The 17,563-nt window shown below is 54.3% G+C and carries 17 protein-coding genes; all 17 read left to right on the top strand.

What is annotated here, in order from left to right; all coding sequences use genetic code 11:
• Positions 1 to 256: ATP-binding cassette domain-containing protein (locus tag HY788_17400; protein ID MBI4775922.1), on the top strand; the 256-nt coding region annotated here is incomplete at its 5' end.
• Positions 257 to 258: 2 nt separating this feature from the next.
• A complete protein-coding gene (gene bamA / locus HY788_17395; protein ID MBI4775921.1) occupies positions 259 to 2,916 on the top strand; it encodes an outer membrane protein assembly factor BamA in 2,658 nt (885 codons plus the stop codon).
• Positions 2,917 to 3,013: 97 nt separating this feature from the next.
• Positions 3,014 to 3,556 carry an OmpH family outer membrane protein gene (locus tag HY788_17390; protein ID MBI4775920.1) on the top strand — a complete coding sequence of 181 codons (543 nt, stop codon included), beginning with the start codon at positions 3,014 to 3,016 and terminating at the stop codon, positions 3,554 to 3,556.
• 13 nt (positions 3,557 to 3,569) lie between these two features.
• Positions 3,570 to 4,607: a UDP-3-O-(3-hydroxymyristoyl)glucosamine N-acyltransferase gene (gene lpxD / locus HY788_17385; GenBank protein MBI4775919.1), complete on the top strand. Its 1,038-nt coding sequence runs from the start codon at positions 3,570 to 3,572 to the stop codon at positions 4,605 to 4,607.
• Positions 4,608 to 4,609: 2 nt separating this feature from the next.
• Entirely contained in the window at positions 4,610 to 5,062 is a 453-nt protein-coding gene (fabZ, locus tag HY788_17380; protein ID MBI4775918.1) for a 3-hydroxyacyl-ACP dehydratase FabZ, read from the top strand.
• 4 nt (positions 5,063 to 5,066) lie between these two features.
• The gene (lpxA, locus tag HY788_17375) at positions 5,067 to 5,840 is read left to right on the top strand and encodes an acyl-ACP--UDP-N-acetylglucosamine O-acyltransferase (GenBank protein MBI4775917.1); all 774 of its coding nucleotides are present in this window, start codon (positions 5,067 to 5,069) and stop codon (positions 5,838 to 5,840) included.
• The gene (gene lpxI / locus HY788_17370; GenBank protein ID MBI4775916.1) at positions 5,840 to 6,676 is read left to right on the top strand and encodes a UDP-2,3-diacylglucosamine diphosphatase LpxI; all 837 of its coding nucleotides are present in this window, start codon (positions 5,840 to 5,842) and stop codon (positions 6,674 to 6,676) included. Before lpxA ends, lpxI begins: the two co-directional genes overlap by 1 nt.
• Positions 6,646 to 7,677 carry a Gfo/Idh/MocA family oxidoreductase gene (locus HY788_17365; GenBank protein MBI4775915.1) on the top strand — a complete coding sequence of 344 codons (1,032 nt, stop codon included), beginning with the start codon at positions 6,646 to 6,648 and terminating at the stop codon, positions 7,675 to 7,677. The genes lpxI and HY788_17365 overlap by 31 nt, the downstream gene beginning before the upstream one ends.
• A 19-nt stretch (positions 7,678 to 7,696) precedes the next feature.
• Entirely contained in the window at positions 7,697 to 8,845 is a 1,149-nt protein-coding gene (lpxB, locus tag HY788_17360) for a lipid-A-disaccharide synthase (protein ID MBI4775914.1), read from the top strand.
• Positions 8,842 to 10,614, top strand: coding sequence for a lipid A export permease/ATP-binding protein MsbA (gene msbA, locus HY788_17355; GenBank protein MBI4775913.1), 1,773 nt, complete (start codon positions 8,842 to 8,844; stop codon positions 10,612 to 10,614). The genes lpxB and msbA overlap by 4 nt, the downstream gene beginning before the upstream one ends.
• A gap of 26 nt (positions 10,615 to 10,640) precedes the next feature.
• The gene (locus HY788_17350) at positions 10,641 to 11,924 is read left to right on the top strand and encodes a 3-deoxy-D-manno-octulosonic acid transferase (protein MBI4775912.1); all 1,284 of its coding nucleotides are present in this window, start codon (positions 10,641 to 10,643) and stop codon (positions 11,922 to 11,924) included.
• Positions 11,921 to 13,009 carry a tetraacyldisaccharide 4'-kinase gene (gene lpxK, locus HY788_17345; GenBank protein ID MBI4775911.1) on the top strand — a complete coding sequence of 363 codons (1,089 nt, stop codon included), beginning with the start codon at positions 11,921 to 11,923 and terminating at the stop codon, positions 13,007 to 13,009. Before HY788_17350 ends, lpxK begins: the two co-directional genes overlap by 4 nt.
• Positions 13,000 to 13,944 carry a lysophospholipid acyltransferase family protein gene (locus HY788_17340; GenBank protein MBI4775910.1) on the top strand — a complete coding sequence of 315 codons (945 nt, stop codon included), beginning with the start codon at positions 13,000 to 13,002 and terminating at the stop codon, positions 13,942 to 13,944. Before lpxK ends, HY788_17340 begins: the two co-directional genes overlap by 10 nt.
• A complete protein-coding gene (gene waaF, locus HY788_17335; GenBank protein MBI4775909.1) occupies positions 13,884 to 14,993 on the top strand; it encodes a lipopolysaccharide heptosyltransferase II in 1,110 nt (369 codons plus the stop codon). Before HY788_17340 ends, waaF (HY788_17335) begins: the two co-directional genes overlap by 61 nt.
• Positions 14,994 to 15,016: 23 nt before the next feature.
• Positions 15,017 to 16,039 carry a lipopolysaccharide heptosyltransferase II gene (waaF, locus tag HY788_17330; GenBank protein MBI4775908.1) on the top strand — a complete coding sequence of 341 codons (1,023 nt, stop codon included), beginning with the start codon at positions 15,017 to 15,019 and terminating at the stop codon, positions 16,037 to 16,039.
• Entirely contained in the window at positions 16,036 to 17,145 is a 1,110-nt protein-coding gene (locus tag HY788_17325) for a glycosyltransferase family 4 protein (GenBank protein MBI4775907.1), read from the top strand. Before waaF (HY788_17330) ends, HY788_17325 begins: the two co-directional genes overlap by 4 nt.
• 215 nt (positions 17,146 to 17,360) lie before the next feature.
• A complete protein-coding gene (locus HY788_17320; GenBank protein ID MBI4775906.1) occupies positions 17,361 to 17,531 on the top strand; it encodes a Trm112 family protein in 171 nt (56 codons plus the stop codon).
• Positions 17,532 to 17,563: the final 32 nt, after the last annotated feature.

The raw sequence follows: 17,563 nt of genomic DNA, 5'->3' as shown, positions 1-17,563 counted from the left end.
ACCCGGAGAACTCTCGGGAGGAGAACAACAGCGGGTCGCTCTGGCGCGAGCTTTAATGATGAAGCCGGAAATCCTTCTGGCGGACGAACCTACAGGAAACCTAGATGCTCGGACAGGAGAGCAGATGATCGATCTCCTGATCGCTTTGAATTCTGAAACGAACCTGACTACGGTGATTGTGACCCACAACGCTGCCATCGCCGAGAAGATGTTCCGTAAGGTGATGGTTGAAAACGGATTGGTAGAGGAAATATAGCGATGCCAGGCAGAATCTCGATCAGGATGGTGATGGCTGTGTCTCTTGTTTTGGTTCCCTTGTTATCCTTTGCCGCGGATGAGAATGTCCTGCTCATCCTGCCCTTCGATGTTCACAGCGAGGAGGACATGAGCCAATTCAAGCAGGGAATACCGGGCCAGTTTCAGGAACAGCTGCAGCGGGAAGGCATCAATGTGCTCGATTTGGCCTTAACTCAACGGGTGCTATCCTATTTATCCATAGAAACCATTGGAGAGGAGGAAGCGAAGCAAGCCGCGGAGTTTCTCGAAGCGCCGTATGGCATGTACGGTAGTCTTTCCTTCGTAGGAAACGTGGCCAGTCTCGATGCGACATTGGTTTCAACGAAGGAATCACGGCCTTCGATCCGGTTGTTCGCACAAGGTAAGGGCGTGGAGGACGTGCCGAAACTCGTCCGGGAGCTTTCTCCCAAGATCGTTATGTACGTATTCGGGAACAGGCGTGTGACCGAACTCGACGTCGAGGGCAACAAACGCATTGAAAAGGAGGCGATTCTCGCTGTTGTTGTAACGAAAAAGGGTTCCCTCTTTTCGCTGGAAAATACCAATAATGACATAAAAGCCATATATGAGATGGGCTATTTCGAAGACGTGCGGGTTCGAAAGGAACAGCTCGACGAAGGCCTCAAGCTCATCTTCGAGGTCAAGGAGAATCCCACCATCGTTGAAGTCAAATACGTAGGTTTGGATGAAATCAAGGAGTCCGATGCGGAAGACGCATTCAATGTGAAAGCCTACTCGATTCTGAACGAAAATAAGCTGAAGGCAGGCATGGAAAGTCTGAAGGAATTGTACCGAAAGGACGGTTACCTCAAGGCTGAGATCAGTTACAAAGTCGAGCCTGTCAAAGAGGGCGAAGTACTGGTTGTCGTTGATGTCAAGGAAGGGGAAAAGATCTACATTCGGAAAATTTCGTTCACCGGGAACAATGCTTTCGCCGCCGACGATCTGAAAGAGGTAATGGACACCTCCGAAAAAGGGATCCTCTACTGGCTGTTCAAAACCGGAAAGCTGGAAATGCCCAAGCTGGAAAACGATCTCGAAAACCTCTCGTCTTTTTACCAGAACCACGGTTATATCCGAGTCAAAGTGGGCCGTCCCGACATCAAGATTGAAGATGACGGGATTTATATCACCATACCCATTGAAGAAGGACCCCAGTACCGCTTCGGCCAAGTCAAGTTAGAGGGAGACTTCATAAAACCCGAGGAAGAATTGCGCGCCCTCCTGACCAGCAAGGAAGGGGAGGTTTACAGTCGAGAACAGGTCCGCGCCGACGTACTCGCACTTCGTGAAACATACAACAACGAAGGATATGCGTTTCCGGACGTAGATCCGATTCAGGACACGAATGACGAAAAGCTGCTGGTGAACATCAATTACCATATTAAGAAGAACAACATTATCCGGTTCGAGCGCATCAATGTGGGCGGCAACATCAAGACCAGGGACAAAGTCGTCCGTCGAGAGCTGGTCGTGTTTGAACAAGGTCTTTTCAGCGCAAAGGGATTGAGAAAGAGCTCTCAAAATCTTCAACGGCTGGATTTCTTTGAAAACGTGGATATCAACACATCCCAGGGCTCATCCGAGGACACGCTGATTCTCCAAGTGGACGTGACGGAAAAGAAGACAGGAAATCTGGCTGTTGGCGCGGGGTTCAGCTCCAATGAAGGCATAGTCACCAATTTCGAGATCCAGGAGAGGAACTTCATGGGATACGGGCAGCGTCTCGGACTGTCAGGTCAGATCGGTGGGAAATCCAGCCAGTTCTCTATAAAATTGACGGAGCCCTGGCTGTTCGACATCCCTCTGGAAACCACGGTGGGATTGTTTAAGCTTGAGCGGGAATACGACGATTTTACAAAAGACAGCTGGGGAGGCTCGCTCAGCGCAAAATACCCTTTGTACAGAGCTTGGGACGTGGACGTCTGGGGTACCTACCAGTTTGAGAGCGCCGACGTTACGGATGTGGATGAAGATGCATCCATCCTGATCCGGGACCAGGTAGGGCACCATACCACCAGCGCCGTAACCACGGGGCTGAGGCGAGACACTCGGAACCAGGTCTTTCTCACCACGGAAGGATCGGATAACTGGATTTCGGTAGAGTACGCAGGCGGTCCTCTGGGCGGAAGTTCGGGATTTGTCAAATACATCCTGAATTCGGGTTGGTACTTCCCGTTCGTGTGGGATACTTCTTTTTTCACCCGGGGCCGCATAGGATATATTCAAAGAAGCGAAGGAGAAGAACTGCTGTTGTATGAAAAGTTTTACCTCGGCGGACTTAACAATCTCCGGGGTTTTCAGGTTCGTAAGGTGAGTCCCCGGGACCCCATTACCGGAGACCGGATTGGCGGAGACAAGTTTGTCTTTTTCAACCTTGAATTCCGGTTTCCCATTATCAAGGAAGCGGCTATTTATGGCATAGGCTTTTTCGACGTGGGAAACGTCTACCCGGACGACGAGACTTACGATTTTACCAACCTCAGGCGTTCGGTGGGGGGAGGCATCCGCTGGTATTCACCGTTGGGTCCGCTCCGCTTGGAATGGGGATACAATCTCGCTCCCGAATCCGATGAAAGTACGAGCGTCTGGGACTTCACCATCGGGTACGGTTTCTGAACCGATTCCCCACACGGGTCCCGGCCATTTCGAACGCCGGGCCGATCGGAAGACAGCTAACGGCCGTCATGCTCACCATTGTAAGGGGGTTTTACGAATGAAAGCACACATGCACATCCCGATCATTATCTTATCTTTGATCTTTGGAACCGTCTTCTTGGCCGATATAGCCAAAGCCGCTGATTCGACAAAGATCGCCATAATCGATCTTCAGCAATGCCTGAACGAATCGATGGAAGGCAAGAGGGCTAAGAAGGTATTGGAAGCCAAGAACGCGAAACTCAAACTCCGCTTGGATGCGGCCCAGGGCGAATTGGACAAGCTGCAGAGCGAGATCGAGAAGCAGGGGATGGTGTTGAGCGCCGAGGTACTTCAGGAGAAAGAACGCGACCTTCGCAAGAAGCAGAGGGAGTTGAAGGACATGGTGCGAGACTTTAACGACGAAATGAAGGAAGAAGAGAACACCATGAAGCTGGAGATCTTCAAGGATCTCGATGCAGTCCTGCAAAAGGTGGCGAAAGACGGGGGCTGGGACATCATCCTCGAGAAGAGAACAGTGCTCTACTCCGTTCCGGGTAATGACATAACCGGCAAAGTGATCGAAGCCTATGACGCCCAAACCGCCAAAAAAGGCCAGTGATACGGAACCGAACATGGAAATAAGCTTGCAGCAGTTGGCTTCCATGGTGAACGGCCGGCTGGAAGGTCCTCCCGAGGCCATTGTGGTCGGCATCGCCGGAATCAAAGAGGCCAAAAGCGACCAGATAACGTTTCTGGCAAATCCGAAGTACGAAGCATTTATGGCCGATACCCAGGCGGGCGGCATTATCGTGGAAAGGCATTGGGCGGGAACCTGTTCCAGGCCATTGATCCGGGTCGATAATCCGTACCTGGCGTTTGCTCGCGCCTCCCAGTTTTTCCATAAGAAGACCTTGGCTCCTTTGGGAGTCAGCCCTCAGGCATGGGTGGACGACTCGGCGCGAATCGGGAATGATGTGTCCATCTACCCTTTTGCATACGTGGGGTCCGGGGCTCGGATCGGAGACCGAGCAGTCTTGCATCCTTTTTCATACGTCGGCTCGGAGGGGATCGTTGGGGAAGATACCCTATTGCATGCCAATGTGTCGGTTCTCGAACGGTGCTCGGTGGGATGTCGGGTGACGATCCACAGTGGGACGGTAGTGGGAAGCGACGGTTTTGGATACGCCAGGGACGGCGACGAGTATGTTAAAATACCGCAGGCGGGAATCGTTCAAATCGACGATGACGTTGAAATCGGGGCCAATTGCGCTATCGATCGGGCCACTACGGGCAAAACGTGGATACAAAAAGGAGTCAAGATCGACAATCTGGTTCAGGTGGCGCACAATGTGGTTGTGGGAATGAATACGATTCTGGTGGCACAATCGGGGATATCGGGCTCCACGGAGATCGGGAACAACGTTCAGATTGGCGGGCAGGTCGGCATAGTAGGACACGTTCGAATAGGTGACCGCGTAGGTATAGCCGCCCAGAGCGGCGTCACCCGATCGATCGAGGATGGTTCCATTGTCAGCGGAACACCCGCCCTTCCGCATCATAACTCCCTTCGTGCGGTGGCGCTGATCCCAAAACTGCCAAACCTTTTCAAGAGAATTCAGAATCTGGAAGCCCGGCTTAAGCAACTTGAAGATGGACCTTCGGGAGGTTGACCATGCAGTTACCGATGGGCATGAAGGAAATCTGGGAGGTGCTGCCCCATCGCCCCCCTTTTTTGTTGGTGGACAGAATCGTGGAATTGGAACCGAACAAGCGCGTGGTGGGAATTAAGAGCGTTACCATCAACGAGCCGTTTTTTGCGGGTCATTTTCCCGGCAACCCGATCATGCCCGGGGTACTGATCATCGAGGCCATGGCCCAGGTAGGCGGAGTTCTTGGGGCTGTTTCCATGGGCGAGGAGATGTACGGCCATGAAATGTTTTTTATGGGAATGGACAGGGTCCGTTTTCGAAAAGTCGTTATACCCGGCGATCAACTCCTATTTGAACTGACCATGCTCAGGGGTGGGCCCAAGCACCGGGCGTGGAAATTAGGAGGAAAGGCTTTCGTCAGCCAGGAATTGGTGGCGGAAGCCGAGCTGACGGCACTCATCGGAGGGAGTAAATAGATCTATGAGCATACATGCGACGGCCATCGTCCATCGAGACGCGGAACTCGCCTCCGATGTCAGTGTCGGACCTTACTCCATCATCGAGTCCGGAGTTCAAATCGGATCCGGAACGGAAATTGGTCCTCATGTTGTGATCAAGCCGTACACAACCATCGGGAGAGGCTGCAGAATCTACCAGTTTGCCTCCATCGGAGAGATCCCTCAAGACCTGAAGTTCAAAGGCGAAAAGTCCTATCTGGTGATCGGCGACAACAACCAGATTCGTGAGTACGTCACCATGAACCGTGGAACCGAGGGCGGAGGGGGCATCACCAGGATCGGCAACAACAATCTGTTCATGGCGTACGCTCATGTGGCGCACGATTGCAGCATAGGAAATCATGCCATCCTGGCCAATGCAGCAACTCTGGCCGGACATATCCAAGTGGCGGACTACGCGAGCATCGGCGGGCTCGTGGCCATCCATCAGTTCGTGCGTGTCGGAGAGCATGCGTTCATTGGGGGTAAGTCCGCCGTTACTTTGGACATTCCCCCGTTCATGCTCGCCTCCGGCGACCGCGCCACTTTGCATGGAGTGAACACAACAGGATTGAGCAGGAGAGGATTTTCGGACGAAATCGTTCAGGCGCTCAAGAAAGCGTATCGCATCCTCTTTCGGTCCGGGTTGAAGCTTGCGGAAGCCATGGACAAGGTGAGAGAAGAGCTGGGAGGCATACCGGAGATTGAACGTTTGCTGGACTTCCTGAATACTTCCGAGAGAGGAATAACGAGGTAGTGGCCGGGAAACCCATCGGATTGATCGCCGGAAATGGTCAGTTTCCCATCATGTTCGCCCAATCGGCTCAACAGCAGGGACGGTGCGTGGTGGCCGTGGCGCATGAAGGCGAAACGCTGCCGGAAATCGAGGAGGTCGCCGATCGCGTCACATGGGTTAAGCTGGGTCAGTTGGGTAAAACCATAAGGACGTTCAAGAACGCCGGGGTCGCGGAAGCGGTCATGTGCGGTGGAGTCACGAAAAGCAAGATGTTTACCCGCGTATGGCCGGATTTTCGTGGGGCCGCGTTTTGGTTCAAGTTGAAGCACCGGCACGACGACAGCATGTTGAGGGCCCTGGCCAGAGAATTTGAGGAAGAGGGAATTCAGATTCGGGAATCCACCTTGTACGTGCCGCACCTGTTTGCCAATCCCGGATGCTATACCCGCAGAAAACCGTCCAAACAGGAACAATTAGACGTGGATGCCGGCCTGCGCATCGCCAAACGGATCGGGGAACTGGACATTGGACAGGCCATCGTGGTGCGAGACGGAGCGGTGGTCGCTGTGGAAGCTATGGAAGGAACGGATGCCATGATCCAGAGAGCGGGCGTACTCGCGCGACGCAACGCGGTTGTGATCAAAGTCGCAAAGCCCGGACAGGATCTCCGCTTCGACGTCCCTTCCGTGGGTGTTGGAACCATAACGGCCATGGCCGACGCGGGCTGTTCCGTTCTCGCCGTGGAAGCAGGAAAAACGCTCATCTTCGAGCGAGAACGTATGGTGCGAGAAGCCGACAGTCGAAACATCTGTATATTGGGCTGCGAATGTCCGCCGGACATATTGAGCGACATATAGAGGACGATTTGGAGCGAAACAAAAACGGGAAAAAGCATGGCGACCACCCTCTCAAAGTGGGCGTGGTGGGTGTCGGCTATCTGGGCAAATATCATGCTGAAAAATACGCGGCCATGCCGGATGTGGAACTGGTGGGCCTGTCCGACATATCCGAAGAGAGGTGCGGCCCCCCCTCCCAAAAGTATGGCGCCGTCGCGTGCACCGATTACAGGGACCTCCTGGACAGGGTCGATGCAGTGAGCATTGCCGTTCCCACGATAGAGCACCACAGGGTGGCCCGTGATTTTCTCTTGCGCGGCAAAGACGTACTCATCGAAAAGCCCATTACTCGAACGCTCGAAGAAGCGGACGAACTCATTGCGCTTGCGAAAGAAACGGGAGCATTTATCCAAGTCGGCCATCTCGAGCAGTTCAATCCGGCCGTGGTGGCATTGCGGCAGGAACTCACCACTCCGATGTTCGTGGAGTCCCACAGGATAGGCCCGTTCAAGGAGCGTGGAACCGACGTGGACGTGGTGCTGGATCTTATGATCCACGATCTGGATATCATCCTGTGTTGTGTGAATTCCGAACTTACGGCCATGGACGCAGTGGGGGTGCCCGTCATCTCTCCTCAGGTGGACATTGCCAACGTTCGACTTAATTTTGCCAATGGATGTGTGGCCAATGTAACCGCAAGCCGCATCTCGTTCAAAATGCTTCGAAAAATCCGAATCTTCCAACCTAACGCGTACCTGACCGTTGATTATGCCCAACGCGAGCTTACGGTAATCCAAAAGAAGCCGGGCGGTAAGGAGTTCGACCTGTCGCAGATCTCCGGGAAGACGCTTCGGTTCGACGATGTGGACCCCCTGGAAGAAGAGCTGAAGGCCTTCGTGCAGTGCGTCAAGACGCGGACCATCCCTTTGGTCGACGGAACTAGAGCCCGTGAGGCGCTTCGTTTGAGCCTGGACATTACCCGCCTGATCTCCTCTAAACTTGAATCTCTGTCCTCGGTCTGAAAGGTTCCGGAGAATCCGTTTGAAAAATAGGATCTTGATTGTGGCCGGCGAAGCTTCCGGGGATAAGCACGGCGCCAAGCTTGTCCGAGAGATCAAGCTGTCGGCTCCCGAGACCCATCTCTACGGCATAGGTGGAACCGCCATGCGCGCGGAAGGTGTAGACACCTTTATCGACAGCGGAAATCTCGCAGTAATCGGGCTTTGGGAGGTCGTTCATAAGATAGGGATGGTCTGGAAAGCCTTCCAGCGAATTCGCCATGAGTTCCTGACTCATCCTCCCGATTTGGTGATTCTTATCGATTTCCCTGATTTCAATCTCAGAGTCGCCCACATGGCGAGTAAGCGCGGAATTCCAGTGGCGTATTATATAAGCCCTCAGGTTTGGGCCTGGCGAAAAGGCAGGGTAAAGCAAATCGCACGTTGGGTGCGTAAGATGTTGGTCATTTTCCCGTTTGAAGCGACGTTTTACAAGCGGCACGGGATCCGGGCCGAATACGTGGGGCATCCTCTGTTGGACGAACCAATGGAGCGCATGGAACGGGAAGAGGCTTTGCGTTTCCTGAACCTCGATCCGAATCACAGATACGTCGGATTGTTGCCCGGTAGCCGGCGCAGCGAGATCCGCCTTATGTTTCCGAATATCCTTCGAGCGGGAGCTCTGATTCACAGGAAGTTTCCGGACACCCGATTCATCGTACCGGTAGCCAGCACTCTGAAAGAGACGGACCTGGCCCCGTACCTGAAGCGATTCCCTATCCCGGTTTCCTTGGTCACCGGCCGATTTCAGGCAGCCATGCGCTCCATGGACGCAGCCATTGTCGCTTCAGGGTCGGCTACTCTCGAGACAGCCATGCTGGACGTCCCCATGTGTATTGTGTATCGTGTATCTCCCATAACGGCCCTGGTGGGAAGATTCGTTATTAACGTGGACTACATCGGCATTATCAACCTGATCGCAGGGAGACAGGTGGCTGTGGAACTGATCCAGAATAAAGCCACTCCCCAAAGAATGGCCCGGGAAATCGAGTTTCTCTTGAACGACCCCGAACGCTGCAATCGCATGAGAGCAGACTACCGCGAGATCCGTGTCAAACTCGGAGACAGCGGAGCTTCCCCCAAGGCGGCCCGACACATTTTGGAAATCCTGCAAGCAGGAGCAGCCGCGTGAGCAACCTTAGACGAATCTTCGCGTACATCAGGCCATATTGGGTTCGACTGCTATGGGCCATGCTTTGCATGTTGATGGTGGCAGGCCTCACTTCCCTGATGGCGTTTATGGTCAAGCCCGTTATGGACGAGATTTTCGTGAACAAACGGCTGGACATGTTGAAATGGCTTCCACCGGCCATTTTCTTAATATTCCTTGTTAAAGGCGCTTTTACGTTTGGAAGCACCTATTTGATGAACCATGTTGGTCAAAAAATCGTGGCCGACTTGAGGGAGTCTCTTTACGCGCATCTCCAAACGCTCTCTCTCGGCTTTTTTGATCGGAACCAATCGGGTGTGTTGATCAGCCGTATTACCAATGACGTCAATCTGATCCAGGGAGCCGTTTCCCAAGCGGTCACCGGAATGCTTAAGGAGGTTTTCACAATCATTTCGCTGGTCGGAGTCATCTTCTACCGCGATTGGAAATTGGCCAGCATCGCTATCATTGTCTTCCCCGTGGCCATCTATCCTCTGAGTAAGTTTGGGATACTTATCCGTCGCATCAGCCGTCTAACCCAAGCCACCATGGGCGCGATCACCTCACACCTCCAAGAGACCATATCCGGAAATCGAGTCGTCAAGGCATTCGCAACGGAAGGATATGAAACAAAGCGTTTCAACGCCAACAACCAGGAGCTGTTCAAGCTCATCGTCAGGGAAATCCGGGTTCGCGCCATCTCTTCGCCCATTATGGAGTCCTTGGGAGGACTTGGAATCGCATTTATCGTGGGTTGGGGTGGATATAACGTAATCAAAGGCTACTCGACGCCGGGCACTTTCTTTTCCTTTATCACGGCTCTCTTGATTCTTTACGATCCGATCAGAAGACTCAACGGCGTCAATGCAACCGTCCAGACCGGTCTGGCCGCCGCCGCCCGGGTCTTCGAAATACTGGATACGGTACCGGAGATACAAGATCGTGAAGGAGCCCGACATCTGGCCCCGTTCAGCCGCTCCATCGTGTTCGATAACGTATACTTCGGCTACGATGGAAATCCGGTGCTGAAAGGCATCGATCTCCAAGTGCACGCGGGAGAGGTGCTGGCTGTGGTTGGATCCAGCGGAGGAGGCAAAACTACTCTGGTCAACTTGATTCCCAGATTCTATGATGTGGTGAAAGGCCGTATCGAAATCGACGGAGTCGACATCCGGGATGTCACCGTATCGTCCCTGAGAAGTCAGATCGGCATTGTCAGTCAGCAGACCATCCTGTTTAACGATACGGTTTACAACAACATCATATACGGGAGCCCCGAAAAGAACGAAGCGGAAGTCATAAGGGCCGCAAAACAGGCTTACGCCTATGATTTCATTAAGCAACTTCCGAAGAAGTTTGACACGGTCATCGGCGATCAAGGCGTCCGGCTTTCGGGGGGAGAACGTCAGCGGCTTTCCATCGCGCGCGCTTTATTAAAAGACGCACCCATCCTTATTCTGGACGAAGCCACCTCCTCCCTGGACTCCGAAAGCGAGTCGGAGGTTCAGGAGGCTCTGGAAAACCTGATGAAAAGCCGTACGACACTCGTCATCGCGCATCGGCTTTCCACCGTTCGAAACGCGGATCGCATTATCGTGCTGGCCGGAGGGCGTATTGCGGAAGAAGGGCGGCATGATAAACTGATGGTCAACAAGGGGGAGTATTTTCGACTGTACCAACTTCAATTCCAGGGGAAAGTAACTCCGCTTCAAAATGGGGAACAGCGGACCTCGAAAAAGGCGGTGGTATAGCCGGGGAGCGAACCTGTCTGAATGTCATGTACCTGCTCTATGATGTCATTTTCACACTGTGCCTGCTCGTAAGTGGTCCCGTGCTCCTGGCGCGAATGGCCTTTAGACGAAAGTATCGGGAATCCTTCTTCGCCAAACTGGGCATCTGGCCGGGAAGGTTGCGAAGGCGGATTCGGCGCTTGGACAGACCGGTTTGGATCCACGCCCTCAGCGTCGGGGAACTGATTTCCGCTCTGCCGCTTGTTCGTCTTTTCCATTCTGAACATCCTGATATTCCTTTGGTGGTTTCCACCAGTACGGAGACCGGTCAAGCCCTGGCTCGATCGAGACTCGAGGGAGTGGCCGGCGGTGTTTTTTACGCCCCTCTGGACGTACGCCCCGTAGTTAGAAGTGTCGTTTGCAGAATACGACCAAGAATGTTCTTATTGGTTGAGACCGACCTCTGGCCATGCCTGCTGGACATACTGGAGAAGGAAAACGTACCTTCGGCTTTTGTAAACGTCCGGATATCGTCAAGATCCGCAAATCGGTATCAGCATATCCGCCCCTTGATGCGGAGGATCTTCCGTTGCTTTTCTTTCATTGGAGCGCAAACGGAAGGGGATGCGAGACGACTGGGACGCATCGGAGCTCCTCTGACCCGCGTTCAGGTGACCGGTAATCTGAAGTTCGATATCCGGCCGGAGCCGCTTTCGGATGGCGAACGACGCGCGTTCGCCAAAGATCTTGGGTGGGTTTACGGTAAGCAACCGATCATTGTGGCGGGTAGCACCCACGCCGGTGAAGAACGCCTGCTTTTTCGGGCCCTCGCCAGGCTCCGGAAATCATCCCCGAACCTGGTCATGCTCGTGGCGCCACGTGACCGAGAACGGTTCGATGCGGTACACGAATTGGCCGCTGGAATGGGTTTCGACCCTGTGGTGAGTTCTTCCAAGCCTAAAGACGCGCATGCGGTCGTGGTTTTGGACGTTTTCGGACAGTTGTCCCGCGCATATGCCATTGCCTCGGCGGCCTTTGTGGGAGGCAGTCTCGTTCCCCAGGGCGGCCATAATTTGCTCGAGCCCGCGGTCCACGGCATTCCGGTTCTTTTCGGTCCCCACACAGAGGATTTTCGAGATATGGCGGAAGAAATGGAGAACGAAAAAGCCGGATTAAGAGTCAGGGACGAAAACCATCTCGTAGATGTTCTCGAAAAACTGCTGAGAGATTCGACTCTGAGGAGCGAACTGGGGGAACGAGGAAGACGATTTTGCGTCCGCAATCGGGGCGCCGTCAAGAAGACTTTGGATCATATTGGAGCGTTGTCTTGATGCTCGAACGCGCCTGGTCGAATCAGAAACCGGCTTGGCATCTTGCTATTGTGCGTGCGATACTGTATTCCCTCAGTTGGCCGTACCGGTTGGGAACCCGGATCGACCGTTTTTTGTACGACTCCGGTTTTCGCAAAATCAGAAAACTACCGGTTCGAGTAGCCTGCGTAGGCAACATCAGTGTGGGCGGATCCGGCAAAACACCCTTCTGCGCTTTCCTGGCTCGAGGCCTGTCGGCGAGAGGCGAGAGAGTCGTGCTCATCAGCAGGGGTTACCGACGGCAAAACAGAGACAAGGTGCTCATCGTATGCCACGGAAGTGATGCCGGAGGCGATGTATGCCGAGCCGGCGACGAGCCCGCTCTTTTGGCGAGGAGGTCCGGCAGTCCCGTTGTGGTCGGGGCGGACCGGGTGGCTGCCGGCGAGCTGGCCCTCCAAAAATTTGATCCCGACTGGCTCGTTTTGGACGACGGATTCCAACATAGGCGGCTGGGCAGAGACGTGGATATCGTCCTTTTGGACGCCGGTCGCTGCATAGAAGAGGAGCATCTGCTTCCCCGGGGGCCTCTGCGAGAGTCGATCTCCGGATTGAAGAGGGCCCACATGATTGTCCTCACGCATTGGAGAGAAGACCGGGTCTGCCGGAGGAATTGGGATTTCTTGAAAAGCACGATGAACAAACCCATGTTCCGGGCTGTACATAAGCCCGCCGCGCTCCTGAACGGCAATGAGATCATGGACCCCTCAGTCCTTTCCGGAAAGAGAGTCCTGGCTTTTTGCGGTCTGGCCAATAACGAGTCCTTCCTGGAAACGATCGAGCACCTGGGAGCCCGGCCCGTCTGCTTTTTGGGATTCCGTGATCATCCCAGGTATTCTTCGAGGGACGTTCGACGAATTACGAGTCTCGCGGCAACGCATGGAGCCGAAGCCATAGTAACCACGGAAAAAGATCTTATGAATCTGCAACACCTTGTCCGGCCTGATTTCAGACCTCTTGTGCTTTGTATAGAAATGCGATTGATAGAAGATGAAGATGCGTTCTGGCTATCCTGGAATCAGATTGCAGAGGATGTGGTTTGGAAGTGAAATCGAAGGGCGTTCCCAGGGGACGTCAATCGCCTATTAAACGCGTCGACCATCCCATCAGGGCCGTGCTCAATGCACTGGGCAGGCTGGATGCTTCAAAATCGCGGACTCTCGGCAAGTGGTTCGGCCGGCTCTGGTTCGCGACCGCACCCCGCAGGTATGCCTTGGCCGTTCGAAACATACGATGTTCTTTTCCCGAAATGGGCAATAGCGGATTTGCTCGGCATATGGCGCGCCAGGCGTTTGAAAACATCGGCCAGACCATATTCGAGGTCTTCAGGCTGGGCGCCCTGGAACCGGAACGCCTCCTTGAATGGGTGAAGTTCGAGGGCATTGAACACTACGAGAAAGCCCTCGCCAGAGGTAAGGGAGTACTTTTACTCACCGCCCACCTCGGCAATTGGGAGCTTTTGGCCTTGACATTCCCCCTGGTGAAGGAACCGGGAATTGCCATCGCACGACCCTTGGACTTCAAGCCGGTAGATCGTTACATGGAAGCCTTGCGCAGCTCCACCGGCAATCAGGTGCTTTCCAAGGACGGCTCGATCAGATCCGTTCTCAACGCCCTGAAAGAAGGAAAAAACGTCGGCGTACTCCTGGATCAGAACACGTCGCACCGCGAAGGCGTATTCGTTCCCTTTTTCGGCCGACGAGCCTGCACCAATCGAAGCATTGCTTTTCTGGCCTTAGCCACCGATTGCGCGGTCGTTCCGGCATACGACAACCGACTACCGTCGGGCAGGCACGTGATCTCTATTTGGCCGGAGCTGGAATTACGCCGATCCGGAGACAAAACCAGAGACATCGAGGACAATACGGCGCTATTCACCCGAATCATCGAACAAATGATTCGAAAGAATCCCGGACAATGGTTATGGATGCACAATCGATGGGCTCAGAAGCCCTGGAGTCCATGGCCTCGACGATCGATATAGATGTGTTGAATCAAACCGAAGGCATAGAACGGGTTCTGGTTCGAGGTGCGAATTGGGTGGGGGATGCGGTGATGACCACACCCGCCCTGGCCCAAATACGCCGAAATCTTCCCCACGCTCGAATCGATCTTCTCGTCGTACCCTGGGTAAAGGATATTTTTCTTCACCACCCTGATGTGGACCGGGTAGTCATCTACGATCGGAATCAACGGCACAAGGGAATCAGAGGGAAGTTGGCGTTGTCCGCTCGACTGAAAGCCGAAAGGTATGATCTTGCCATTTTGTTTCAAAATGCATTCGAAGCGGCTCTCATCGCTTTCCTGGCGGGCATACCTCGGCGTGCGGGCTACGACACCGATGTTCGCGGCCCCCTGTTGACACACGCCGTCCACCTCAGATCCCAGGATAAACAGGTTCATCAGACAGATTATTACACGCGCATGCTCGATCGGTTGGGGTTCCGCACGGATAATCCGCCTCTTTCGATTCGGGTGGACCCGCCGGCTGAGAAGCGGGTGGCCGAAACCATCGCAGTTTCAAAACGGAGCCACACGGGCCCGATCGTTGTTATTGCGCCGGGAGCCACGTACGGATCGGCGAAAATGTGGCCTCCGGCCTATTATGGTCGGTTGGTCCAAAAGATTCGTGCTGAATGGAACGGATGGGTCATCCTGCTGGGCAGCGGAAGTGAAAAGGATATCTGTGGATATATAGCGGAATTTGGAGGCGACAACGTGCTGGACTTGAGTGGACGCGCCCCTCTTTCCGAAGCCGTCGGCTGGATCGACGCCTCCGATATGGTCATAAGTAACGACTCGGGTTTGATGCATGTGGCCGCCGCCCTGGGTAAACCTCAAATCGTCATGTTCGGCCCCACCAACGAGAGTACAACGGGTCCGGCCAACTCCAGGGCCCGAACGCTCAATCTTCACGCCGACTGCGCCCCCTGCATGAAGAAACGCTGTCCAACGGACCATCGATGCATGAAGGGCATCGGTCCGGAGGATGTGTTTCGGGAGGCGGAATCCCTGAGGGAGCGTCATTGCTAGTGCCAAATCCTCGGAACATCCTTTTGGTCAAACTGAGCGCGGTTGGCGATGTAGTCCACTGTCTGCCTGTCTTGGCCGCGTTAAAGAGGCATCTTCCGAATAGTCGAATAGAATGGTTGGTTGAAGAATCGGCAGCCGAATTGCTGCAAGGGCATCCGCTATTGGATCGCCTCTGGATCTCTCACAGAAAGTCTTGGCTTTCCGATATCGGAAAGGGGCGTCGAAAAGCCTTGCTGGAAGCATGGCGCTTCGCAACGAGGTTGCGCGAACAGCGGTTTGATCTTGTCTTGGACTTGCAGGGACTGTATAAAAGCGCGGTCTGGACCCGATGGGTAAGAGGTAAGCGAAAAATCGGATGGAGCGGCACGAAAGAACTCACCGGGTTTTCCCTTACGGAGACCATCGGGCCGGAAAACTTCCGTCTTCACGCGGTGGACAGGTATCTGGATTTTATTCGATACCTTGGATACGATCCGGGGAAGCCCGAATTTTCCATACCCATTCATCGTGAAGACGAAGAACGGGTGTCGATGATCGTTCAGGAAGCGAATCCCGGAAACAAAGATCTAATCTCCTTGAATCCTGTAGCCAAGTGGCATACTAAACTATGGAGCCAAACATCTTTCGCCCGCCTGGCGGACATTCTAATGGAGGAACTGGACGTCGTTTTGGCCTTCACGGGAGGTCTTGAAGATCGAACCTACGTGGATGCCATTCGCTCGGAGATGAAAAAGAACGCAATGAATCTGTGCGGACGGACCAATTTGAGGGAGTTGGCCTGCCTGTACGGCAGGAGTCGTCTAGTCCTGAGCACGGACACCGGTCCGATGCATGTGGCGGCGAGCGTCGGGACGCCTGTAGTAGCCTTGTTCGGGCCCACGGACCCTGATCGCACGGGGCCTTACGGAGCAGCGCATCGTGTCGTGTGCTCGGATGTGGAATGCCGTCCCTGCTTCAAGCGAACCTGCGATCACGGATCTTGCATGAACCTCATCACTCCCGAGCAGGTATTTCGGGCCGTCACGGAGACCTTGACATCCCAATGAAACCCATCGTGAAAATACTGCACACCGAATGGTCCCGTGGCTGGGGCGGCCAGGAAATACGCATTATCGCCGAGTGCCGAGCTTTCATCGATAAGGGCTACCGCATGGAAATAGCTTGCAAGTCCGGCAGTCGAATCATGAAAGCGGCAAAGGAGCACGGCATCACGGTTCATCCGTTCCCTTTTCTGTCCCCACTGGATGTACGCACTGTTCTTCTTCTAGCCCGCTTCCTGAAGAAGCATCATGTGGACCTGGTCCATACACACAGCTCGGTCGATAGTTGGAATGCGTCCTTGGCCGGCAGACTGGCCGGCGTTCCGGTCGTGCGTAGCCGGCATCTTTCCGCGCCCATAAGCAAGAGCGTATTCTCGAGACTGCTGTACATGGGATTGGCGGACCGCGTAATTACCAGCGGCCAGGTCATTAAGGATCGGATGATCCGGAAAAATCGGTTCAATCCGGCGCGCATTGTCTCCGTACCTGCCGGAGTGGATGAACGTCGGTTTCGTCCGGTTTCGGATGCGGAGCCGGTGCGAAGAGAGTTTGGCCTTTCGCCCGATGATTTTGTATTGGGAATCGTTGCCATCCTCAGAAGCTGGAAAGGTCATGAAATTCTTTTGGAGGCCTCCAAGCAACTCCTCGGGCGGATTCCCAACTTGAAAGTCATGATCGTCGGTGACGGCCCATACAGGGAAACACTGGTGAACCGGACTCGTGACCTTGGACTCGAGTCCAGGGTCATATTCACCGGTTTCAGGAAAGATGTGCCCGAACTCCTGGGAGCCATGAACGTGTTCGCTCTTCCTTCCACCCAGAACGAGGCCACTTCGCAGGTGATCCCGCAGGCCATGCTTGCAGGCGTGCCGGCGATCGCTTCCTCGGCCGGGGGGCTGGCCGAAGTTATTGACCAAGGGCGCACCGGATTTCTGGTCCCGCCCAATGATCCGAAATCCCTGGCGGAAGCAGTGTATTCTGTTTTCAGTCGTCCGGAAGAGGCCGCCGGGATGGCCAAGGCCGCCCGCGAAGCAGCGCTGGAAAAATGGACCTTCAGCGGCATGATCGGGAAGACGGAAGCGGTGTATCAGAGCATTTTAGATCATCGTTGAACGTTGTCTGATGTTGAATACGGTTTTGGGGCGCCTGTCCGAGCCATGGGACGCCATCGGGATGCTTCATCCGGATTCGAGACTTAATCCCCCCCATGCCGATGCCGGATAAAACAGACGCACGCGTGCGGCTTCTTACGCCCTGAACTTTTCGCAACCTACAGGCATAACGGACCACGGATTCGACCATATCAACGCATGATAAGGAACACGTCATGGCTATCCGTAAGGAATTGCTTGAAATCCTCGCGTGCCCCAAGTGCAAGGGACCGCTGACTTTGACGGAATCGGGAAACGGGCTGCTTTGCCCGACGTGTAAGCTCCTGTATGAAATCAAAGACGACATCCCGATCATGCTCATTGACCAAGCCAAGCCTGTCTCCTAGCGGGTCCGCTTCAGGCACGAAGAAACCCGTCG

The organism is Deltaproteobacteria bacterium, from assembly GCA_016208165.1.
Classification (GTDB): Bacteria; Desulfobacterota; Desulfarculia; order JACQYL01; family JACQYL01; genus JACQYL01.
Note: the sequence above shows the minus strand (reverse complement) of the source record. Positions and strands in the feature narration are given on the sequence as shown.